General features: G+C 70.2%; 16 protein-coding genes. 7 read left to right on the top strand and 9 right to left on the bottom strand.

Annotated elements, in window-relative coordinates; genetic code table 11:
- The first annotated feature begins 53 nt into the window (after positions 1 to 53).
- Positions 54 to 881, top strand: a complete 828-nt coding sequence (locus tag HOV77_RS31665) for an alpha/beta fold hydrolase (RefSeq protein WP_290869043.1) — start codon at positions 54 to 56, stop codon at positions 879 to 881.
- Positions 882 to 1,033: 152 nt separating this feature from the next.
- Positions 1,034 to 1,699 (top strand): O-methyltransferase, encoded by a 666-nt coding sequence (locus HOV77_RS31660; RefSeq protein ID WP_290869008.1) that lies wholly within the window; start codon positions 1,034 to 1,036, stop codon positions 1,697 to 1,699.
- A 23-nt stretch (positions 1,700 to 1,722) separates the two neighbouring features.
- Here the strand turns inward: HOV77_RS31660 and HOV77_RS31655 are convergent, their stop codons facing one another.
- Positions 1,723 to 2,352, bottom strand: coding sequence for a TetR/AcrR family transcriptional regulator (locus HOV77_RS31655; RefSeq protein ID WP_290869005.1), 630 nt, complete (start codon positions 2,350 to 2,352; stop codon positions 1,723 to 1,725).
- 48 nt (positions 2,353 to 2,400) lie between these two features.
- Here HOV77_RS31655 and HOV77_RS31650 point away from each other — a divergent pair, with 48 nt between their 5' ends.
- The 3 genes from HOV77_RS31650 to HOV77_RS31640 all read left to right on the top strand — a co-directional run bounded on the left by HOV77_RS31650 (position 2,401) and on the right by HOV77_RS31640 (position 4,996).
- On the top strand, positions 2,401 to 3,228 hold the full coding sequence (locus HOV77_RS31650; protein ID WP_290869002.1) for an ABC transporter ATP-binding protein: 828 nt from the start codon (positions 2,401 to 2,403) through the stop codon (positions 3,226 to 3,228).
- On the top strand, positions 3,225 to 3,965 hold the full coding sequence (locus HOV77_RS31645) for an ABC transporter permease (protein WP_290868999.1): 741 nt from the start codon (positions 3,225 to 3,227) through the stop codon (positions 3,963 to 3,965). The genes HOV77_RS31650 and HOV77_RS31645 overlap by 4 nt, the downstream gene beginning before the upstream one ends.
- Positions 3,966 to 4,069: 104 nt before the next feature.
- A complete protein-coding gene (locus HOV77_RS31640) occupies positions 4,070 to 4,996 on the top strand; it encodes a hypothetical protein (protein WP_290868996.1) in 927 nt (308 codons plus the stop codon).
- Positions 4,997 to 5,005: 9 nt separating this feature from the next.
- Here HOV77_RS31640 and HOV77_RS31635 read toward each other — a convergent pair whose 3' ends face one another.
- The 5 genes from HOV77_RS31635 to HOV77_RS31615 all read right to left on the bottom strand — a co-directional run bounded on the left by HOV77_RS31635 (position 5,006) and on the right by HOV77_RS31615 (position 9,341).
- Entirely contained in the window at positions 5,006 to 5,560 is a 555-nt protein-coding gene (locus HOV77_RS31635) for a DoxX family protein (protein ID WP_290868993.1), read from the bottom strand.
- 138 nt (positions 5,561 to 5,698) lie between these two features.
- Positions 5,699 to 6,916 (bottom strand): ABC transporter permease, encoded by a 1,218-nt coding sequence (locus HOV77_RS31630; protein WP_290868990.1) that lies wholly within the window; start codon positions 6,914 to 6,916, stop codon positions 5,699 to 5,701.
- Positions 6,913 to 7,635, bottom strand: coding sequence for an ABC transporter ATP-binding protein (locus HOV77_RS31625; RefSeq protein WP_290868986.1), 723 nt, complete (start codon positions 7,633 to 7,635; stop codon positions 6,913 to 6,915). The genes HOV77_RS31630 and HOV77_RS31625 overlap by 4 nt, the downstream gene beginning before the upstream one ends.
- Positions 7,632 to 8,741, bottom strand: a complete 1,110-nt coding sequence (locus HOV77_RS31620) for a peptidoglycan-binding domain-containing protein (protein WP_290868983.1) — start codon at positions 8,739 to 8,741, stop codon at positions 7,632 to 7,634. Before HOV77_RS31620 ends, HOV77_RS31625 begins: the two co-directional genes overlap by 4 nt.
- A gap of 9 nt (positions 8,742 to 8,750) precedes the next feature.
- Positions 8,751 to 9,341, bottom strand: a complete 591-nt coding sequence (locus HOV77_RS31615) for a hypothetical protein (RefSeq protein WP_290868980.1) — start codon at positions 9,339 to 9,341, stop codon at positions 8,751 to 8,753.
- Positions 9,342 to 9,482: 141 nt separating this feature from the next.
- Here HOV77_RS31615 and HOV77_RS31610 point away from each other — a divergent pair, with 141 nt between their 5' ends.
- Together HOV77_RS31610 and HOV77_RS31605 are read left to right on the top strand one after the other, a co-directional pair.
- Positions 9,483 to 10,145 (top strand): response regulator transcription factor, encoded by a 663-nt coding sequence (locus tag HOV77_RS31610; RefSeq protein ID WP_290868977.1) that lies wholly within the window; start codon positions 9,483 to 9,485, stop codon positions 10,143 to 10,145.
- Complete coding sequence (locus HOV77_RS31605; protein WP_290868974.1) at positions 10,145 to 11,329, top strand: ATP-binding protein; 1,185 nt, start codon at positions 10,145 to 10,147, stop codon at positions 11,327 to 11,329. The genes HOV77_RS31610 and HOV77_RS31605 overlap by 1 nt, the downstream gene beginning before the upstream one ends.
- Here the strand turns inward: HOV77_RS31605 and infA are convergent.
- From infA to HOV77_RS31590, 3 genes are all read right to left on the bottom strand, one after another.
- Entirely contained in the window at positions 11,326 to 11,553 is a 228-nt protein-coding gene (gene infA / locus HOV77_RS31600) for a translation initiation factor IF-1 (protein ID WP_290868971.1), read from the bottom strand. The two genes, HOV77_RS31605 and infA, sit on opposite strands and share 4 nt — an antisense overlap.
- Positions 11,554 to 11,577: 24 nt before the next feature.
- Entirely contained in the window at positions 11,578 to 12,375 is a 798-nt protein-coding gene (locus HOV77_RS31595; RefSeq protein ID WP_290868968.1) for a GNAT family N-acetyltransferase, read from the bottom strand.
- A 129-nt stretch (positions 12,376 to 12,504) separates the two neighbouring features.
- On the bottom strand, positions 12,505 to 14,658 hold the full coding sequence (locus HOV77_RS31590; protein ID WP_290868965.1) for a beta-galactosidase: 2,154 nt from the start codon (positions 14,656 to 14,658) through the stop codon (positions 12,505 to 12,507).
- Positions 14,659 to 14,696 lie beyond the last annotated feature (38 nt).

The following is a 14,696-nucleotide window of genomic DNA, read 5'->3' as shown; positions in this document are numbered from 1 at the left end:
TACCGTCATTGCTGGTGTCAGATGACGATGAAGGCATAACCGAGGAGCTGATCATGACCACCTGGACCGCCGACACCGCGGGCAACGGCCAGTACGCCGACGTCAACGGCATCAACCTGTATTACGAGACGCATGGCGAGGGCCGGCCGCTGATCCTGCTGCACGGCGGGCTCGGGTCCGGCGAGATGTTCGGGCCGGTCGTCGCCCAGTTCGCCGACCACCACCAGGTGATCCTGGTCGACCTGCAGGGGCACGGCCGCACCGCCGACATCGACCGCCCGCTGGACGTGGCGCTGATGGCCGACGACATCGCCGCGCTGATCGACCACCTGGGCCTGGACCGCCCCGACGTCGTGGGCTACTCGCTCGGCGGCGGCGTCGCCTGGCACGTCGCGTTCCGCCACCCGGAGAAGATCGGCCGTCTGGTCGCGGCCTCGGCGAACATCAAGCGCAGCGCCATCTACCCGGAGATGCTGGGTCAGCAGGGGCAGGTGAGCGCGGCGGCGGCCGAGTTCATGAAGGACACCCCGATGTACCAGCTGTACCAGCGGGTGGCACCGCGCCCCGAGGACTTCCCGCAGCTGCTCGACAAGATCGGCGCGGCGATGGCGAAGGACTTCGACTTCACCGAGGAGGTCCGGGCCGTCCAGGTGCCGACCCTCGTTGTGGCGGCTGACGCCGACATGGCTCCCCCGAGCCACTACGTAGAGGTCTTCGGCCTGCTCGACGGCGGTCAGCGCGATGGCGGCTGGATGGCCGAGGGGCGGCCGGCGGGCGGGCACGCGCTGGCCATCCTGCCCGGGCTGACGCACTACAACCTGTTCTTGTCGCCGCTGTTCTCCGCGGTCGCTGTGGACTTCCTGGACCAGGAGAAGAACTGACGCGACCGCGCCGTTCTTGTGGCCCGCCGCCGACGAGGTGACGGGCCACCGGTGTCTGCGGCGTACGCCGGACACGGGTCTGTTGCTCAACCCGAACGGTCGCCACCAGTGGTAACGTCGCTCACGCTGCTCAGTCTCCGAAAGGAACCCGCATGACGCAGAGCACCTGGACCGCAGTCGACGGCTACTTCGCGGACCTTCTCGTGAAGGAGGACTCCGCACTCGTCGCGGCGGTGGAGGACAGCGACGCGGCGGGACTCAGCGCCCTGCAGGTCGCCCCGAACCAGGGCAAGCTGCTGAACCTCATCGCGCGGATCAAAGGCGCCCGCAGCATCCTCGAGATCGGTACGCTCGGCGGCTACAGCACCATCTGGCTGGCCCGCGCGCTGCCCGAGGACGGGCGGCTCGTGACGCTGGAGGTGGACGAGCACGCCGCGACGGTCGCCGCCGCCAACGTCGAGCGGGCCGGCGTCGGGCATCTCGTCGACATCCGGGTGGGCCGCGCGCTGGAGACGTTGCCGCAGCTGGAGGCGGAGGAGGCCGGCCCGTTCGACCTCGTGTTCATCGACGCCGACAAGCCGTCCAATCCGGACTATCTCGAGTGGTCGCTCAAGCTCACCCGGCCGGGCAGCGTCATCGTCGGCGACAACGTGGTCCGCGAGGGCGCGGTCACCGATCCCACGGAGGACGATCCCCGGGTCGTCGGCGTACGCCGTTTCACCGAGCTCATCGCGGCCGAGCCCCGGTTGGCGGCGACCGCGGTGCAGACGGTCGGGGTGAAGGGGCACGACGGCTTCGTGCTCGCCGTCGTGAACTGAGCCGTCGTGAACTGAGCCGGGAATCAGGCGGGCCAGCGCGCTCGCAGCATCAGCAGCAGATCCTGCAGATCCGCCTCGTACTCCGCGTCCCAGTCCGGGATCCGGTCGAGCACCTCGCTCAGCCGCCGATGCGCCGGCACCTCCTCGGCCGGGAACTGCGCCCGCCGGCCCCGGGGATTGATCGTGCCCGCCGAGAACCGGCCGTTCGCCTCGCTACTGGCGTACCCGAGGGCGAAGGTGGTGATGAGCCGCTCGACCCGGGGCACCTCCGACTCCGGTACGCCGAGCTCCAGCAGCGCGCCGTAGATGGCGTCGACCAGGCGCACGGCGTCCGGCGTGACTGCGGGGCGGGCCAGCAGCAACGCGTACGCCGAGGGGTGCCGGCGGGCCAGCTCGCGGGCGGCCTGGCCGACGGCCATCAGCCGCTCCTCCGGGGTCCCGTCGACGGTCACGGCGGGCAGCATCTCGGCGAGCATCCGGTCCACCAGCCCGTCGAGCAGGCCGTCCTTGTCCCCGATGTGCGGATAGAGCGCCATCGCGGTGACGCCGAGTTTCTGCGCTAGGGCGCGCATGGTCACGCCGGTGAGGCCGCGTTCGTCGGCCAGCTCCAGCGCGGCGTCCAGAATCCGGCGCTTGCGATCGTCATCGGGCACCTCTACAGTGTAGATCTATACAACGTAGATCACAAAGGAGGCGGGCCGATGCTTCAGGCGGAAGCCCTGGTCAAGCAGTACGCCGAGCGTCTCGCGCTCGACGGCTTCACCCTTTCGATCGCGGCCGGCGAGATCTGCGGGCTCATCGGGCACAACGGCGCCGGGAAAACCACCTTCGTCGAGATCGTCACCGGACTCGTCCGCCCCGACGGCGGTGTCGTCACCGTCGACGGGCGTACGCCGTCTCAGGCCCGCGATCGCATCGGGCTCGCACCGCAGGAACTGGCCCTCTACCTGTCGGCGAGCCTGCGGCAGAACCTGCGTCTGTTCGGCGGCCTCGCCGGGCTGCGCGGGCGTACGCTGCGCGATGCGATCACGGAGACAGCCGAGCGCCTCCTCTTGACCGACTGCCTCGACCGTCCCGTCGGGTTGCTGTCGGGCGGCCAGCGTCGCCGGGCCCAGGCCGCTACCGCGCTGCTGCATCGACCTCGACTGCTGCTTCTGGACGAGCCGACGGTAGGGGCCGACCCCGAGACCAGAGCTGCATTGCTCGACCTCATCAAGGACATCGCCGCGACCGGCACAGCCGTCTGTTACACCACGCACTACCTGCCCGAACTCGTCGACCTCGGCGCGACGCTGGCGCTGTGCTCGGCCGGTCGGGTCATCGCCCGGGGCGACCAGGAGAGCCTGCTCGCGGGGCTGCCCGGCCACCTCGACGTGACCCGCGCCGACGGCAGCGTCGAGCAGATCACCACGCCGGACCCGACCGGCACGCTGGCCCGGCTGCTCGCGGACGGCGTACGGCCGTCGGCTGTGGACATCCGGCCGGCGACCCTCGACGATCTCTACCACAGTCTGGCGGTTTCTCGATGAGCGCTTCGGCCGTCCTGATCCGGCACAACTTCGCCCTCCTGTTCGCCGAGCCCGGGCCGGCGCTCAGCCGCGTCGGCATGCCGCTCGTGCTGATCACGGCGCTTCGCCCGCTCTACTCGGCCGCGCTCGGGTCCGCCGGGCTCACCCAGGCGGTCACCGGCATGCTCGTGCTGTTCTCGCTGCTCGGGCTCAACATCATCGCCGGGGGCATCCTCACCGAACGCTCGTGGCACACGCTCGACCGGCTCCGCGCCACCCCCGCCCGGCCCGCGCAGATCCTGGTCGGCAAGGCCGTTCCGCTCGGTGCGATGCTGATCGCCCAACAGGGCGCGATCATCGCGTACTCGATGATTTTCTTAGGGCTGCGCGTGCCGCGGCCGGACCTCCTGCTGGTCGCCGGCGTGAGCTGGGCGGTGACCTTGCTCGCCGCGGGCGCCGCGCTTGCCACGGTGGTACGCAGCCAGAGCGAGCTGAGCGCGGTGAACGACCTGGGCGGGATGTTCTTCACCGTGCTCGGCGGTGCGATGGTGCCCCTGGCACTGATGCCGGCGTGGATGCGCGCCGCCGCCCCCGCCTCACCTGGATACTGGGCGCTGCACGCGTTGACCGCCGCCCTGACCGGCGACGGGGCCGCCACCGTACGCGCCGCGGCCGTGTTGCTGGCGGTCGCGACCGTCCTGGGTGCGTTCGCCTCCTGGCGGATGACCCGGGGCTGGGGCCGGAACCGGCTGCTCTGACCGGGCCGATGTCATCCACTTCGGACAGACGGCTAATCTTGCCGGGCAGTGGTACCGTCCCTGACGATCTTGCCAGGAGGGACGCGCTGGCCTTGGGAGGACGTGTGAACACCGACCCGTCGACGAACATGGTGGTCTTCGAGATCCCCGGCTACCCGGAGCCGTTCATCTCGAGTGGGCCGACGCAGGCCGACGACTGCGTGCAGCAGGCCTGGTTCGCCGTGCCGGTGGAGCGCCGGGCCGCCGCCGACGTGAGCCGCATCTACTCGGAGTGGCAACCGTCGCTGGTGGACGAAGACTTCATCGGGCGGACGTTCCCGCGCGCGGCGGTCACCTACAGCTTCGACCGGCCCGGCCCGGGCGGCTGGGAGGCCGCGTTCGCCGAGGTCCGGCAGACCATGGAGCAGGCCGAACGGCAGCACGCCGCCGCACAGGCCGTCGACAACATGGACTACGTCGCCGAGAACGGCCAGCTTCTGCCGGTGCTCTGGAGCTGGTCGTCGCCGACGATCGACCTGCTGCAGCATCTCCCCCACCGCGACGTCGTGCCCGGGCGGATGCACGTGACAGTGGCAGCCGTCGCCCCGACTCCGCAGGGCCGCATCGGCATGAACCACCTGACCCACGCCAAACTGGGGAGCCAGCCGTTCGAGGAGGTACTCGCGACGGCGTACGGCGCACTCGTGGCCGGCCTGCGCGTCGACGTCGGCGAGGACCATGACCGGCCCGAGCTCGGCCGCTTCCTCACGTTGCGCCGCGACGGCGGGTTCGCCTCGTCCGCCCTGGCCCTGCCCGACTTCCACGAGCAGATGAGCCGCTCGCTCAACGGCGAACGGCTCGTCGTGGCCCTCCCCGATCCCGACACCGTTTTGGTCACCCGGCAGGACGCGGGCTTCGTGGACTTCCTGCAACGCGCTGTGGTCGATTCGCCGTACGCGGCGGGTGAGATCGTGCCGAGCCTGCTGGCGCTCGAACCGGACGGCATCCGGCTGCTGATCGAACGGCACGAGCGCCTGTCGCCGCCCGCCTGACGCGCTCGCTCAGAAGCGGGTCATCGAGTACCAGGTCGGGGCGAAGACCAGCAGGATCAGCAGGACCGCGACCACCGCCGACAGAATCACGCGGCCGCGGGTCAGTGGCGCGGCGGCGATGGGGCGCTTGGCCCAGCGGCCGATCGCGACGACGGCGGCCACCGCGCCCAGCACGATGTTGTACGGGAGCAGGTCGAACTCGCCGCGTACGACGTGGAAGCCACCGGCGAGGATCATCGTCAGCGTCAGACCGGCCGCGGCGAGCGGCGTCAGACTCGGCCGCACCCGGGTCATCGCCGGGAAGAGCACGCCGAGACCGCCGAGCACCTCGGCGACCCCGATGAACACGATCAACGGCTGCGACACCGCGGCGTACCAGGCGACGGCTTGTGGTGCGGCGGTGTACCAGGCGTCGTCGAGGAGCAGCACCTTGCCGAACCCGCTGCCGGCGAAGAACAGGCCCAGCAGCGCCTGCAGCACCCAGAGCACTCCGTTGGCGGTGATCCGCGTACGCCGCTGCCCGGTGCCGACGGGCAGAACGTCCGCGCTGATCTGAGAGGTCATGTCCGATCACTCCTTGTGTCGTGGGCTGAGTCATGGGGGCCAGACCGGCCCGATAGGTTCAAGGATCTCGGCCGGACGGCGGCGGAACATCCGTGGCGGCTACGGACCCGGTCACGGAACCCGCCACGGAGCCACCCCTCAGACGGCCCACAACGCCTGCGTGGGTGACATCCGAGCGGCTCGGAGTGCCGGAAGCAGACCGGCGACGGCACCGATCAGCACCGCGGCGGCGAGCCCACCGCCCCAGGCGATCGCCGGGACGACAGCGGTCCACTGTCGGGCGTGGGCGTAGAGCGCGGTCGCGGCGGCTCCGGCGGCGACACCGATCGCACCGCCGAGCGTGGCGAGCAGGATCGCCTCGCCGAGGAACTGCAGCCGGATGTGCCGCCTAGTCGCGCCCAGCGCCCGGCGGAGGCCGATCTCCGACCGCCGTTCCAGCACCGAGATGATCATCGTGTTCGCCACCCCCACCGCACCGACCAGCAGTGACACCGCGCCGAGCCCGAGGAACAGGCCGTTGAGCGCCGATTTCGCCGCCGCCCGGGCGACCAGTAGATCGGAGGGCTGCGAGACGGTGACCTGTCCCGGATTCGCCGGGCTGGCGGTGGCCGCGAGCAGGTCGTGCACTGCGTTGACCTGATCGGTCGCCGTACGCACATAGATCTGCGAGGGATGCCCGTCGAATCCGAGGTACGCCTTCGCGGCCGGGAAGCCGATGAGAACGGCCGAGTCGATCTCGGGCGCGAGCACGGCCGGTTGCAGGACGCCGGTGAGGTAGAACCACTGACCGATCCGCGAACTCGGGCCGATCCAGATCCGCTCGCCGGGATGGAGCCGGTCTACGCCGAGCCGCGCGGCGGCGGCCGCACCCAGCACCACGACGGGTTCCTGGGCGGTGGCCGCATCGAGGAACCGGCCCACGGCGACGGACGCGCCCAGAGTCGCGGGCAGGTCGAGGCTGGTGGCCTGCACCGACAGGACGTTCGTGTTGATCGCGGGGATCAGCGGACTGCGGTAGACGTGCTGGCCGCCGACCCGGCCGGTGTACTGGACGTCGGTCACTCCGGCGATCCGAGTGATCATGCCGGGCGCGGCGATCGGGAGCTCGGCCGGGCCGCCGACCGAGTTCTGTCCATTCGCGACAGTGAGCAGATTGGTGCCGAGCTGGTCGATCTCGGCCAGCAGCCCGGCCTGGGAGGACGAGGACAAGCCGAGGACGGCGACGATCGCGGCGACGCCGATCGCGATGCCCAGCGCGGACAGCCCCGCTCGGAGTTTGCGCGTACGCAGGCCGACGGCGGCCAACCGGCTCAGATCGCCGAGGCGCAGCCGATACGGGGCGAGCGATGCGGTCATGAGCGACCTCCTCCGGACACGGAAGCGGGGTGGGTGGTGTCGGCCACGACCTGCCCGTCGAGCAGCTCGATCCGGCGCGGCAGCCGGGCGGCGAGCGCCTGGTCATGGGTGACGACGAGGATGGTCGTGCCCGACGCGTGCAGGTCTTCGAGCAACTCCACGATGGCTGCGCCGGTGGCGCTGTCGAGGTTGCCGGTGGGCTCGTCGGCCAGGACGATCGCCGGCCGGTCGACGAGGGCGCGGGCGATCGCCACCCGTTGCCGCTGACCACCCGACAACTCCGTCGGGCGGACGTGCGGACGGCCGCCGAGACCGACGGTTTCCAACGCCTCGAGCGCCAGGACACGACGCCGTCGCAGCCCGACACCGGCGTACAACAGTCCGTCGGCGACGTTGTCCAGGACCGTGGCGTACTCGTCGAGGAAGAACTGCTGGAACACGAATCCGATGCGACCCGCGCGCACCGTGGCCAGATCGCGGTCGGACAACTGAGCCACGTCCAGCCCCGTGACCAGTACGCGCCCAGCACTCGGCCGGTCCAAGGTGCCCAGCAAGTGCAACAGCGTGGTCTTGCCCGAACCCGACGGCCCGACGATCGCGACCAGTTCTCCTTCGGCGACGGTCAGGCTGACTTCGCGGAGCGCCGTCACCGGCGGGCTGCTCGGATACGCCTTGGTCACCTGCTCGACTTGCAGGACCGGTGGCATCGCCGTCGTCATGAGGCCGGCACCACGATCCGCTGACCGTCGGCGAGTCCCGCTCCCGCTACCTGCACCAGGCCGGTGGCGTCGTCGAACAGCCCGGGAGTCACCTCGACGAGACGGCGTGCTCCGTTCGCGTCGACGACCTCGACGGCGTACCCGCCGCCGGACCGGGCGAGCAGCGCGTACACGGGAACCGCCAAGACGTCGGCGACGGTGGCCGTGGTGATCGCCACGAGGACCGGCGCTTGATCCCAGCCGCTGGTCGCCACCCGATCGGCGGGCGTGACCGTCACCGGCACGGTCGGCGTCGCGACCGAGCCGCCGGATTGCTCGGAGGCCGCGACCGCGACCTTGCCCACCGACGCCACCGTGCCGGTGGTGACCTTGCCGTCCGGCACCGTGATGGCGACCTGATCACCAACAGCGACGACCGATTGCAGGTCGGCCGCCAGCGCCACGGTCACCACCGGAGTCGTCGACGTAGCCCGGAGCACCGCGCCGTCCGCAGGCCCGCCGAGATCGGCTGCCAGCTCCGTCACGCGCGCGGCCGTCGGGAGGAACACGACGTCACCGGCATCCAGTTCGCCGGTCTGCGGCAAGCCCAGGCGATGCTGCAGTCGCTTGACGCCGGTCCGGGTCGTCCCGCCGAACCGTGCCCATCGTCCGTCCACATCGGACGCTCGTAGGAATCCCAGGGCTACCAGGGCGTGGTTGAGTTGCGCCACGTCCTTTCCGACTGCGGCCGCCCCGAGCGACCGGTACGCCGGTGTCGCTCCGAAGAGCAGGATCACCGGTACGCCGTCCACCTCGTAGAGCACGTGACCCTGCTCGATCACTTGACCGGATGCGGGGAGCCAGGTGACCGTCCCCGGCCGACGGCCCGTCACGGTGTAGCTGCCCGCGTACCCGAGCGTGCCGGCAAGCTGGATCTGCTTCGACAGCGATCCCCGTTTCACCGTCGCCAGCGAAGTCGTCGGTTGCCCGGCCGGTTCGCCGTCGTCCGGCGTACCGTCCAGCACTCCGCTGACCGCCACCAGCGGGGCACCCACGCCCACGACGCCGACGGCCAGCGCACCGACCACCAGCCGACGCCGGGAGAAGACTCGTTTCCTGTCCGTCATGACGTCGCCTCAGGAGGTCGGCAGCTTGGGCACGGAGCCGCCGAGCCGGCTGCGGCAGTCCCGATCCAGCGCCTCGAACCGGGCGGTGCCCATCGAGTCCGGATCGATGCCGGCCTTGCTCAGGTTGAAGGCGGGCCGGTTGCCCTTGTTGATCTCCGGATCGGGCCAGTTCGGGACGCCGTGCGTACGGATGCACTCGGCGTACTGGCGCTCGATGTTCATCAGCTGCTGAAGCAAAGCCGGCGGGCACGCGCCGAACCACAAGCACTGATTCGTCTGCTCCTCCAGCGAACCCCCGGTCGGGAGCTGGGACAGGCAGGCCTGTTCAGCCGCTTCGTACTGGGTGCTGCTGACCCCGAGCGCCCCCGGGCCGGTGGCCTGATAGTTGCCCTTGCTGTCGGGGTCGGGGAAGTTCGGCACGCCGTGCGTACGCATGCAGTGGGAGAAGGCGATCCGGGAAGGCGAGCCGGCCGGACGGGGCGTGGCGGACGGCGTCGCGGCCGAACCGGTGTCCTGCGCCGAGCCGCCTGCGCACGCCGCCGTCACCAGGCTGAGCAGCACCGCCGCGACGAGCGTGGCGGTCCGTTCGAACGGTTTCATTTCGCGTCTCCTTCGCCGATGGGTACCGTCGGCAGTCAGGTTTAGGCGACGACAGGTGACACGCGGGTGCCAGCTGTCACCTGGCTGTCACCTTCCGGCGCCGGGCGACCGCGCCCTGCCATGGTGAGCCGGTGAGAGTCGATGAGAGTGCTGATAGCTGAGGACGACGACCGGCTGGCCCGGGCAGTGGCGGCCGGGCTGCTCCGCCGCGGTATGACGGTCGACGTGGCGCTCGACGGCGGCAGCGCGCTCGCGCAACTCGCGGCCACGGCTTACGACGTCGTCGTGCTCGACCGGGATCTGCCGGGCGTGCCGGGGGACGACATCTGCCGCCATCTGGTCGCGACGCGCTCGCCCAGCCGCATCCTCATGCTCACCGCCGCCCGGTCGGTTCGCGACCGCGTGGAGGGGCTCGGCCTGGGCGCGGACGACTACCTGCCCAAGCCGTTCGACTTCACCGAACTCGTGGCCCGCATCCAGGCGCTGGCCCGCCGGCCGGGCGCTCCGGTACGCGACGAGCTCGGGTACGCCGATCTCGTGCTGGATCCCGGACGGCGTACCGCGACGCGGGCCGGGCGGAAGCTCGCACTGAACCCGAAGGAGTTCGCGGTGCTGGCGTACCTGCTGCGAGCCGACGGACGGCCCGTCTCCGCGGAGGAACTCCTCGAGCACGTCTGGGACTCGGCCGCCGACCCGTTCACGACCACCGTGAAGACCACGGTCGGCCGGCTGCGCGCCAAGCTCGGCGACCCGCCCGTCCTGCACACCGTCCGCGACAGCGGCTATCGCATCGGAGCCGAATGATGCCCCGCCGAACCGCGCGATTCCGGCTGACCCTGCTCTACGGCGGCCTGTTCCTCGCCTGCGGAGCGATCCTGCTGGTGGTCACCTATCTCCTCGTACGGCATGCGATCAATCCGGACGGGCACATCAACAGAGAGAACTTCCCGCCGAGCGACATCACCGTCTCCAGCGGTCCGCTGAGCAAGGAGCAGTTGCCCGATGGTCAGCTGCCCGACCTCGCCCAGCTGGAGACCGCGCTGGGCAAGGAGATCGCCGCCAGCGATCTGCGGCAGGTACTCATCGACGCCCCGATCGCGCTGGCTATTGTCACGGTCGTCGCACTGGGCCTCGGCTGGCTGGCGGCCGGACGCGTACTCCGTCCGCTGGCTGTGATCAACGCGACCGCCCGGCGGATCTCCGCCAGCAATCTCAGTCAGCGCCTTGCCTTACGCGGGCCCGACGACGAACTGAAGGCACTCGGCGACACGCTCGACGATCTGTTCGCCCGGCTGGAAGCCTCGTTCGACGCGCAGCGGAACTTCGTCGCCAACGCCTCCCACGAGCTGCGTACGCCGCTGACCCGGGAACGGGCGATGCTGCAGGTCGCGTTGGACGATCCCGGCACGAGCGCCGAGACCTGGCGGGCGGTCGCCACGGGAGTGCTCGCCTCCAACGCCGAGCAGGAGAGCCTCATCGAGGCGCTGCTCGCCTTGGCCGGCAGCCAAGCCGGCCCGGCCGACCGGGAGGTCGCCGACCTGGCCGCGATCACGGGCAACGTGCTGGACTCGGCGGCGCCGGAGGCACAACGGCGAGGGGTGTCCGTGACCGCCGCGCTCTCCCCCGCCGTCCTGGTCGGCGACAAGGTGCTGATCGAACGGCTCGTCGCCAACCTGGTCGCCAACGCCATCCGCCACAACACCGCCGGCGGCGAAGTCGAGGTCGGCACCACGACCCGGGACGGTCACGCCGTCCTGAAAGTGGGCAACACCGGGGTCGCCATTCCGGCCGACGAGGTCGGGCGGCTCTTCCAGCCGTTCGTCCGGCTCGGCGACCGGCGGGCCGGCCACGACGGCGGGCACGGCCTTGGCCTGTCCATCGTCCAGGCCATCGCCACCGCCCACGCCGCGACCGTCGACGCCCGGCCGAGAACGGGTGGCGGACTGTCGGTCGAAGTCACGTTCCCGTGCCCGCGACTGGAGTACTAGTTGCGGTACCGGAAGAGGATGCGACCGCGGTCGAGGTCGTACGCGCTGACCTCCACGAGCACCCGGTCGAACGGGAGGATCTTGATGTAGTTCTTCCGGATCTTCCCGCTGATGTGCGCCAGAACCTTGTGCCCGTTCTGCAGCTCCACCCGGAACGTGGCGTTGCGGAGGCACTCGACGACGGTGCCTTCCAGTTGGATGCCGTCAGTGGATTTCTTGATCATATCGTTGCTCCCATCGAGAAGCCGTCATCGCAGCACCAGCTCCAGGGTGCTGCCGGCCCGGCGGGCGCCGAGCCCTTCGAACAGTGCGATCGCCGGCCCGTTGGACTGGTTCACGTTTGCGGATGCCGTGCCGAGACCACGGCGGTACGCCGATGCCAGCACCTCGGCCAGCAGCGCTCGCGCCACACCCCGGCGGCGTACCCCGGATCGGACCGCGACCAGGCCGATGTGGGGCTGGCGGGGCAACGGAGCCACGCGTACGAGCCCCACGTATTCGTCGTCGCGAACGGCGACGGCGTACTTCGCCGGATCGACGGGCAGCCGTCCGTCCGGACCGGACAGCACCTCCGCCGGCATCTCCTGCCAGCCGATCGTGGCGTCCACTTCGTCGCGGATGACCCCGTCCAGTACGCGCAACGGCCCTTCGGCGGCCGCGCCCAACCCGAGGATGTGCATACCCGACGGAGGCTGGGCCGAATCAAGGCCGGTGACCTGCGGATCAGTGGGTATGACGTACTCGAATTCGCGACGCCGGGGCGCGAAGCCCGCTCGTTCCCACTGCACTAGCAGGTCCAGATCCGCCTCGTCGACCACGGTATGCAGCGGCCGGGGCAGGTCGGCGAGCATCGCATGGGCCAGCCGATCGAAGACCGGCTCGGACCAGGCGTCGATGCTGAGGAACAGCCGGCCGTCGGGACGTTGGTGAGCCTCGCCACGGCCGGCTACTTCGTCGTCGTCGAGCGCGTGCCAGTGCCGCGCCGAGATGCGATTGACGGTGACGGAGTGCTCGCCGACACCGGAGAACAGATGTGCAGAGTCCAAAGATTCGCCTTTCGGGAGTGCCTGGTCCAGACGCTCCCGGGCGATGGTCAGATCAATCGCCGGGCCGTGACGACGGGGGGAGCACCCACATCGATACAACGTTCACGGGGCTCACCTCCTAGCGCAATGTCACGGCCGAGGAGCAACAGTACTCGGCCGGTGCGCTGCCGTCCAATCGGGTTCGGCCCGCCAGCCGGTTCCGGTGACCGTAACGGCGTACGACGGCACGGCGGTGACCTGCCGAAGCTCCGCCTGGGACCCGGGTACCGGCAACAACCGCACCGTCAGGTCGCCGGGCTCGAGCCGGCTCAAGCTGATCTCCCACGGCTCACCCTGGGAGAATTGGTCGGCCACCAGGCGATCTCCTTGGTATGCACGACCGACGTCAGCCTGCCAGTCCAGTCGGAGCAACACGTCGTATGCAGCCGCGCGCAGTGCGGCTGGGATGTCGATCCGATACACCGCCGCCTCGTCGAAATCGGAGTCTTCCGGAACCCCCGCCCGTTCCGGCTGTTGTCCGGCTGCTCGGAGCTGCTCGAATGGCAGCGCAGGCGGAGCCACCGGCGGCTCGTCGAACACCACGGCGTACCGGGTGAAGCAGCCGTCCACATCGGACTCCACGCGGGCTCCGGCCACCTCCGGCGGGGTGGACGGTGGCGGGAACACCGAGAAACTCGGCTCCGCCCGGCCGGTATGCAATCGCAGCGAACCGCCGTCGAAGACGACCCCGTCCGCACAGAGCAGGAGCCGCCGCCGTCCGCCGAGGTCGCCCCGATAGAGCCGGTCGGCGTTGGCCGAGTCCAGCACGAGCACCTTCGCGTCGTCGCCGATGCTGATCAGGCAGTCCGTCCCGGGGCGCAGACCGCGGAACACCTCGCCCGAGGCGAGGACGACTTCGGCCTCGACGCCTTCCGTGGCGGCCAGCACGAGCACGGGTCGCCCGCAGTCGTCGTCGACCACACAGATCGGCTGCGCAGTCGCGTACAAGATGGACACACCCGCGAACCGTAGGTTGACCGGCCAGCAGAAACTCGCGCCGGCCGGAACCGTGACCGGCAGGCTGGGCAGTTCCACCATGGTCGTGGGCAGTTCGAGCCGGAACCGAACCCCGTCGCGCGACGGCAGCGGTTCATGCGGCTGGTGATTGTTGACGAACAGGAACGCCGACCGGCCGTCACTGCGAACGGCCCAGCGCAGCGGACTCGGACCGGGCAGAACCATCGGCATCGGCGCGAGCACCTCGCCGAAGTCCGCCAGCATCAGATGGAGCCGCCGCAATCGGTGATAGTGGCGTCGGTACTGGCCGTGTTCGCCGAGCGGCGCCTGGAAGTCGTAGCTGAGGATCGGCAGGTCGTTGGGGTAACCGGTGGCTCGCGACTCCTGGAAGGTGCTGTGCCGGCCGATCGGGTTGGTGCCGCCGTGGAACATGTAGTAGCCGAGCATGTTCGCACCGCTGCCGAGCTTGGTCAGCGCCACCGCGGCGACGTCGTCGGGCGTCACGACAGGTCGCCGGTGGTACGCGGTCGCCATCCCGCCGCCGAGTTCGCAGGTCAGGAACGGGAACTCGGTCGGCCCGTCGCTGATCCCGTCGCGGGCGTGGCTGAAGCCGAACTGAGTCCGGCACGATTCCGGCCAGCCCTCGTCGGCGTCGAACCAGAATCCGTCCGCGTAGCCGGCGTACGTCGGCAGCAGGCCGGTTCCCGCCAGATCCACGCCGTCCCACGCCGTCGCCGTCCATAGTGGAGCTACCAGGCCGGCTTCCTGCGCCATGTCTTTCAGCGTACGCAGATGGCCGTCGCCGCCGTGGTACTCATTGTCGATCTGGACCGCGATCACCGGTCCCCCGCCGGCGTGATCGAGACCGCTCAACTGCTCGGCGACGGCTGCGTACCAACGGCGTACCCGGGCGAGGTAGACCGGATCGTTCGAGCGCGGTACGCATCCCGCCAGCACCCAGTCGGGCAGTCCGCCGTTGCGGGCTTCGGCGTGCACCCAGGGACCGATCCGGGCGACGAAATCGAGACCCGCCTCGGCACAAAGCTCGGCGAAGTGCCGCACGTCGAGGTCGCCCGCGAAACTCAGCTCGCCCTCGGTCTCCTCGTGGTGCAGCCAGAACAGATAGCTCGACACCCCGGTCAGCCCACCGGCCCGGAGTTTGAGCAGGTCTTCGCGCCATCGATCGCGCCGATACCGGCTGAAGTGGAACTCGCCGGTCGCCGGGAGCCACGGCCGGCCGTCGCGGGTCAGGTACCGGCTCGTGACGGCGATCCTGCCACCACCCATCGGGATGTGCCCGGCCTGGGCGGGCGCGGGCACATCCG

Origin of the sequence: Hamadaea sp., assembly GCF_013362815.1 — a bacterium.
Classification (GTDB): domain Bacteria; phylum Actinomycetota; class Actinomycetes; order Mycobacteriales; family Micromonosporaceae; genus Hamadaea.
Note: the sequence above shows the minus strand (reverse complement) of the source record. Positions and strands in the feature narration are given on the sequence as shown.

Bases quoted from the DNA above. Each gene is read 5' to 3' on its own strand.
- HOV77_RS31665 (WP_290869043.1), top strand. From the start codon at position 54: ATGACCACCTGGACCGCCGACACCGCGGGCAACGGCCAGTACGCCGAC.
- HOV77_RS31660 (WP_290869008.1), top strand. From the start codon at position 1,034: ATGACGCAGAGCACCTGGACCGCAGTCGACGGCTACTTCGCGGACCTT.
- HOV77_RS31650 (WP_290869002.1), top strand. From the start codon at position 2,401: ATGCTTCAGGCGGAAGCCCTGGTCAAGCAGTACGCCGAGCGTCTCGCG.
- HOV77_RS31645 (WP_290868999.1), top strand. From the start codon at position 3,225: ATGAGCGCTTCGGCCGTCCTGATCCGGCACAACTTCGCCCTCCTGTTC.
- HOV77_RS31635 (WP_290868993.1), bottom strand. From the start codon at position 5,560: ATGACCTCTCAGATCAGCGCGGACGTTCTGCCCGTCGGCACCGGGCAG.
- HOV77_RS31630 (WP_290868990.1), bottom strand. From the start codon at position 6,916: ATGACCGCATCGCTCGCCCCGTATCGGCTGCGCCTCGGCGATCTGAGC.
- HOV77_RS31625 (WP_290868986.1), bottom strand. From the start codon at position 7,635: ATGACGACGGCGATGCCACCGGTCCTGCAAGTCGAGCAGGTGACCAAG.
- HOV77_RS31620 (WP_290868983.1), bottom strand. From the start codon at position 8,741: ATGACGGACAGGAAACGAGTCTTCTCCCGGCGTCGGCTGGTGGTCGGT.
- HOV77_RS31615 (WP_290868980.1), bottom strand. From the start codon at position 9,341: ATGAAACCGTTCGAACGGACCGCCACGCTCGTCGCGGCGGTGCTGCTC.
- HOV77_RS31610 (WP_290868977.1), top strand. From the start codon at position 9,483: ATGAGAGTGCTGATAGCTGAGGACGACGACCGGCTGGCCCGGGCAGTG.
- HOV77_RS31605 (WP_290868974.1), top strand. From the start codon at position 10,145: ATGCCCCGCCGAACCGCGCGATTCCGGCTGACCCTGCTCTACGGCGGC.
- infA (WP_290868971.1), bottom strand. From the start codon at position 11,553: ATGATCAAGAAATCCACTGACGGCATCCAACTGGAAGGCACCGTCGTC.
- HOV77_RS31590 (WP_290868965.1), bottom strand. From the start codon at position 14,658: ATGGGTGGTGGCAGGATCGCCGTCACGAGCCGGTACCTGACCCGCGAC.